Genomic DNA, 4,834 nt, shown 5'->3' with positions numbered 1-4,834 from the left:
CGACGTCGCCCATCTACGCCCTGTGGTGTCGGCCTCGGTGAGCCCCGGCGGGCAGTCCATCCCTCACGACGCCGAATTGAGCCACCCGCGCGTACCCCTGACCACTCGGGAGATCGAGGTGCTTCGGACGTGGCTCCTCACCGACTCCAAGTCAGTGGCGGCGTCGCGGTTGATGATCTCGGTGGGCACCGTCAACACGCACCTGGCACGCATTAGGACGAAGTACGCAGACGCCGGACGTCCGGCACGCACCAAGGCGTCGCTGGTTGCTCGCGCGATCCAGGATGGCCTGATCAGCCTCGACGAACTCTGAGAGGAGCGCGTCGCGGGTTCGTGCGTCGACCGCCTCGCGGGTTTCTGCGCGGAGCGCCTCGCGGTTGCCTCGCGGAGCGAGCCCTAGAATCGACCGCATGCCTGCGCCGATTCCCGCCAGTTCCGATGGCGCCGCCTCCCCGGAATCGGTCGCACAGGAAGCCGTCACACACGACGCGGGGCGCCCGACGTCCGAGTCGGCGGGAACTGCGGGCGTCGAGGTCCTGAGCGCGGTTTTCCAGGTACGACGCCCGACGCCGGACGTCGAACCGCAACTGTGCGTACTTCTGTGGCGGCAGCACGACGATGAGCCGTTCGCGCTTCCGGGTGGCGAGGTCGCGGCAGACGAGAGCCTGTCGGAAACCGCCCGGCGTCAGCTCGCCGACACGATGGATATCCGCAAGGTCGCCCACCTCGAACAGCTTTCGGTGTTCTCGGCACCTCATCGCACACCGGGTCGGCGGACGATCGCCTCGACGTACCTCGGCCTGGTTCCCACGGATGCGCCTGCACGCCTGCCCGACACCGCGGCATGGGAGCCGGTGGATTCCCTTGGCGTCCTGGCTCACGACCACGCCGACATCATCGCCGCGGCGCGTCGACGTCTCGCCGGGAAACTCTCATACACGAATATCGCGTTCGCGTTGGCGCCGTCTCGGTTCCCGATGTCGGAGCTGTCCGAAATCTATTGTGCCGCACTGGGTTACCCCGTCGACACGACCAACCTGCTGCGAATCCTCAGCCGGCGCGGCGTTGTCGTGGCCACCGGGACCGTCGGAAAAACGGGCCGTTCGGGTGGGCGCCCGCCCGCGCTCTACGCCTTCGCCGACAACGAGTTACGCGTCACCGACGAGTTCGCGACGCTCAAACCCCCACCGTGAGCGACTGATCTGCGTCGTCGGCGACGCCGTCGCCCACACCGAGGTCGGCGTCGCTGGTGGCGAGCGCACACACCAGATAGACGAGACTGACCGTCAACGGTGCACAGATGAGGAGAATCCACGGCGCCGAGAACCCGTTGCGCGTGGCGCCGTCGAGCACGAGGTCGGGAACCACACGGCAGGTCTGCCCCATCCCGACGTCGTGCGGGTCCGGGAAGTGCAGATGCGCGACCCAGGTGCCGATAGATCCCGCGATCACAGTGCCGATCACTGCGGTCACGAACGTCACGCCATAACCGACGAGGCCTCGCCAATACCGCGCGGCGAACCATGCGAGCGCCGCCGCGACCGCACCGTAGGCGAGCATCCAGAACGCGAAAACCGCGACACCGGCGAATTCCTCACCAAGCTGTTCCGACGGCACGGCTGCGCCCTGTGCAGTCACAGTCCCGGTCATCGCCGGGGTCGTGACCGCCCACGCCACACCGAACACGGCGCCGAGCAGCAGCACGACAGCGCCGACGACGACCAGCGGTGCAGGCGAGTGCTTGCGCCGAACCGACACCGGGTTGCCGGGCGTGCCCGGATAGACCTGGGCCATCATCGTCGACCGAGTTGCGACGAATCGACGACACCGTGGCGCGAACAACGTGCATCCCACCCGTCGGGACGCACCTGCACCACCATCCGCCTGCCGCACTGACCACAGAACCGAGGCGGCTCCAATCCGAGGCGCGCTGCCTGCGGCACCGCGTCGGCCGCCTGCAGGTCGAGTTCGATGCCGGTGTACACGCCGTACCGGCACGGCTCGTCGAGCGGACCGGGGATGTCGACGGGGCTTTTGGCACCCGGATCGACGGTGGGCGTCGGAGTCATCGGCGTCCTCTCAGCTCAAAGGTCATCGAATTCGAGTATGCACGCCGAGGCAAAACGGCCCGCTCGCACGCTCCCGGCGCCGAGCTGAAACGGCCCGCTCGCACGCTCCCGGCGCCGAGCTGAAGCGGCCCGCTCGCACGCTCCCGGCGCCGGGCCTCAGATGCTGTCGTTAAGAGCCTTGATCGGCATCGAGAGGTCGTCGAGGAGGTCGAGGTCGTCCTCAGCGGGCCTGCCGAGCGTGGTCAGGTAGTTGCCGACGATGACCGCGTTGATGCCGCCCAGGATGCCCTGCTTGGCGCCGAGGTCGCCCAGCGTGATCTCGCGGCCACCTGCGAAGCGCAGGATCGTGCGCGGAAGAGCGAGGCGGAACGCCGCCACAGCCTTGAGCGCCTCGGCGGCCGGCAGCACGTCGAGGTCACCGAACGGCGTCCCCGGGCGCGGATTGAGGAAGTTGAGCGGAACCTCGTCGGGTTCGAGGGCGGCCAGGTCAGCCGCGAACTCGGCGCGCTGTTCAAGACTCTCCCCCATTCCGAGAATGCCGCCACAGCACACCTCCATGCCCGCGTCGCGAACCATGCGCAGCGTGTCCCAGCGCTCCTCCCACGTGTGGGTGGTGACCACGTTCGGGAAATGACTGCGGGCCGTCTCGAGGTTGTGGTTGTAGCGGTGAACACCCATGTCCCGCAACTGATCCACCTGCTCCTGCGTCAGCATGCCGAGGCTGCAGGCGATCTGAATGTCGACCTCATTGCGAATGGCTTCGATTCCCGCGGCCACCTGCGACAGCAGTCGCTTGTCCGGTCCGCGCACGGCCGCGACGATGCAGAACTCCGTGGCGCCGGTCTTCGCAGTCTGCTTTGCGGCCTCGACCAACGACGGGATGTCGATCCACGCGCTGCGCACCGGCGATGCGAAAAGCCCTGACTGCGAACAGAAATGGCAGTCCTCCGGGCAGCCGCCGGTCTTGAGCGAAATGATGCCCTCGACCTCGACCTCCGGTCCGCACCACCTCATCCGGACGTCGTGGGCGACCTGCAGCAGTTCGGTGACGCGCTCGTCGGGAAGCCGCAGCACCTCGAGCACCTGGTCGCGGTCGAGTGGCTCGCCGCGTTCGAGGACCTGAGCGCGCGCGACGTCGAGGATGTCGGTCGACGACGCGCCCGACGCCTGCACGGTCGCGGCGTCGAGCGTCGGATCTACGGGTGCCTGTGTCATGCGTGAACTCCTTCGATGGGCTGAACGGCCGCGATGTTGTCGGGCGCGGAACGGGAACTGAGGTCTGCGACGAAGTCGGGATCGAACCAGGTGGGCGCCGCGGCCCGGAACTGATCGGGCTCAAGCTCCCCGACACCCTCGGGTATCACGCCGACGACGGGTACCCCAGTCAGCCGGGGCAGGTCGACGCGATTGCATCGCATGGCGAGGTCTGGATCGCGCGGCCACGAGCCGATCACAAGGCCTGCGGGACGAATTCCCCTCGCCCGCAATGCTTCGACGGTCAGCTCGGCATGATTGAGCGCGCCCAGGCCGGCCTGGACGACGACGACTGCTTCGGCTCCTACCGCGTCCGCGACGTCGAGCGCGGTGAGGTCGGGTGCGAGGCGCACCAGTACCCCGCCGGCTCCCTCGACGAGGGTCAACCGATGAGTCGAAACAAGATCGGTGACCGCCCCGACGACGGTCCAGAGATCCAGTGGGGCAAGACCTGCGCGCATCGCCGCGGTCTCCGGCGCCAGCGGCTCGGGGTAGCGCGCACACTCGACCACATCGACGACACCCGCGAGGTGGGCAACGGTCGCGAGGTCACCCGGCTCCCCTGGCTCGACGCCGGTCTGCGCGGGTTTACACACCGCGACGCCACTCGCCGACTCTCCCGCAACGCACGCGAGCGCAGCGGTGACGATCGTCTTACCGACGTCGGTCGAGGTACCGGTGATCAAGAGGGCACGTCCCGGGCGGGTCACCGTTCACCCCCGCCTTCGGCCAGCGCCCCGCCGATGACCTCGGCGGCGCGGTCGACGGTCGCGTCGTCGAGATCGGCTCTGACGGTCAGTCGCAGTCTCGACGTCCCCGGCGGGACCGACGGCGGTCGGAAACACCCGACCAACACTCCGCTGTCCCGACACCGTGCTGCGGCGTCGACCGCGGGCTGCGGGTCGCCGACGATGCGCGAGATCACCGCGGCGGCCGGGACCGGCGCACCGAGGCTGCGCGCCATTCGTGTCGCGTTGTGCCGCAATCGGTCTGGTAGCTCGGGCTGTGCACGCAGGACACCGAGCGCCGCACGCGCCGCACCGACCGCTGCCGGGTTGAGTCCGGTGTCGAAGATGAAGGTGCGCGCGACGTCGATGAGGTGCTCACGGACAGCAGAAGTCGCGAGCACCACGCCCCCCTGCGCGCCGAGCGACTTGGAGCACACGGTCGTGACGACGAGGTCGCGCGCGCCGGAGAGTCCTACTTCCGCGATCAGTCCCCGACCCCCCGGCCCGCGCACTCCGAGCGCGTGCGCTTCGTCGACAAGGAGCGCCGCCGAGTGCTCGCGCGCAACGCGATAGAGCTGCGCGACCGGCGCAGGCTCGCCGTCGACCGAGTAGACGGAATCGGTGACGACCAGTGCCCGCTCCTCGGGGCGATCGCGTAGCGCCGCTGCGACGGCGGCGACATCGCCACGGTCGACGACGACGACTCGCGCACGCGACAGTCGGCATCCGTCGATGAGTGACGCGTGGGTTCCGGTGTCGGACACGATGAGGTCGCCGCGGCCG

7 protein-coding genes are annotated in these 4,834 nt (G+C 68.7%); 2 read left to right on the top strand and 5 right to left on the bottom strand.

Annotated features, from left to right (window positions below; all coding sequences use genetic code 11):
* Both A5785_RS16310 and A5785_RS16305 read left to right on the top strand, forming a co-directional pair.
* Positions 1–313: response regulator transcription factor (locus A5785_RS16310; protein WP_231895483.1), on the top strand; the 313-nt coding region annotated here is incomplete at its 5' end.
* A 97-nt stretch (positions 314–410) separates the two neighbouring features.
* Positions 411–1,193 (top strand): NUDIX hydrolase, encoded by a 783-nt coding sequence (locus A5785_RS16305; protein WP_049698203.1) that lies wholly within the window; start codon positions 411–413, stop codon positions 1,191–1,193.
* Here A5785_RS16305 and A5785_RS16300 read toward each other — a convergent pair.
* From A5785_RS16300 to A5785_RS16280, 5 genes are all read right to left on the bottom strand, one after another.
* Complete coding sequence (locus tag A5785_RS16300; protein ID WP_231894305.1) at positions 1,177–1,797, bottom strand: DUF2567 domain-containing protein; 621 nt, start codon at positions 1,795–1,797, stop codon at positions 1,177–1,179. The genes A5785_RS16305 and A5785_RS16300 overlap by 17 nt on opposite strands.
* Positions 1,794–2,069: a biotin synthase auxiliary protein BsaP gene (gene bsaP / locus A5785_RS16295; RefSeq protein ID WP_049698205.1), complete on the bottom strand. Its 276-nt coding sequence runs from the start codon at positions 2,067–2,069 to the stop codon at positions 1,794–1,796. The genes A5785_RS16300 and bsaP overlap by 4 nt, the downstream gene beginning before the upstream one ends.
* Before the next feature lie 156 nt (positions 2,070–2,225).
* Entirely contained in the window at positions 2,226–3,284 is a 1,059-nt protein-coding gene (gene bioB / locus A5785_RS16290) for a biotin synthase BioB (protein ID WP_049698206.1), read from the bottom strand.
* Entirely contained in the window at positions 3,281–4,033 is a 753-nt protein-coding gene (bioD, locus tag A5785_RS16285) for a dethiobiotin synthase (RefSeq protein WP_049698207.1), read from the bottom strand. Before bioD ends, bioB begins: the two co-directional genes overlap by 4 nt.
* A partial coding sequence (locus A5785_RS16280; RefSeq protein WP_064867594.1) for an aminotransferase class I/II-fold pyridoxal phosphate-dependent enzyme occupies positions 4,030–4,834 on the bottom strand: 805 nt, incomplete at its 5' end. The genes bioD and A5785_RS16280, both read right to left, overlap by 4 nt.

The organism is Gordonia sp. 852002-50395_SCH5434458, from assembly GCF_001665905.1.
Classification (GTDB): domain Bacteria; phylum Actinomycetota; class Actinomycetes; order Mycobacteriales; family Mycobacteriaceae; genus Gordonia; species Gordonia jacobaea.
Note: the sequence above shows the minus strand (reverse complement) of the source record. Positions and strands in the feature narration are given on the sequence as shown.